This is a genomic window from Rossellomorea aquimaris, assembly GCF_001877785.1.
GTDB classification, from domain to species: Bacteria; Bacillota; Bacilli; order Bacillales; family Bacillaceae_B; genus Rossellomorea; species Rossellomorea aquimaris_A.
This window is the reverse complement of the sequence record NZ_MINN01000115.1, coordinates 1-581: the sequence shown is the minus strand read 5'-3', so window position 1 is coordinate 581 and position 581 is coordinate 1. Positions and strand designations below refer to the sequence as shown.

Genomic DNA, 581 nt, shown 5'->3' with positions numbered 1-581 from the left:
TGGCTGTCGGCTTGTGCCTCTTTACGCTGCCGGGATGGCTTCCTCAACGGTCTGAGTCGCTCCTGTTGTCTTTTGCTGGGCATGTTTGAGCCCGCTATGGCGCTGCAAGTCTGGAAGTTGCGTTCACACAGGCGTTGATGCTATTGTGTGGCAAACTGCTGAGCCCGTCTCTGGTTAACGTACCTGGTCCGTTAGTTGTCATTTGACTATTTGCTTTTTTTTTTTTCGTCTTAAAAGACGTGCCTGCGAATTCCACGGTCGTCGGCATTCCAGGAAAAGTCGTCATTCAGGACGGTGTTAAAGTGAAAAATCGTGACTTGAATCATCAGAATATGCCGGATCCTGTAATGGACAAATACGATGGCATGGAAATGAAAATTGCTGCTTTGCAGCGTGAAGTGGAACAATTGAAACAGCAAAATAATCAGCAGCAGGAAGAAGGGAAGATGTTATGACTATCCAAATTTTTAATTCATTGACGCGCCAAAAAGAAGTATTTGTGCCGCTCGAAGAAGGCAAAGTGAAAATGTATGTGTGCGGACCGACCGTCTACAACTACATCCACATCGGCAACGCACGCC

At 46.8% G+C, this 581-nt stretch carries 2 protein-coding genes; both read left to right on the top strand.

The genetic code is table 11. The annotated features are described in order from the left end of the window. Window positions 1-302: 302 nt before the first annotated feature. Complete coding sequence (locus BHE18_RS16750) at window positions 303-455, top strand: hypothetical protein (protein WP_440480398.1); 153 nt, start codon at window positions 303-305, stop codon at window positions 453-455. Continuing rightward, window positions 452-581: hypothetical protein (locus BHE18_RS16745; protein ID WP_141771913.1), on the top strand; the 130-nt coding region annotated here is incomplete at its 3' end. The genes BHE18_RS16750 and BHE18_RS16745, both read left to right, overlap by 4 nt.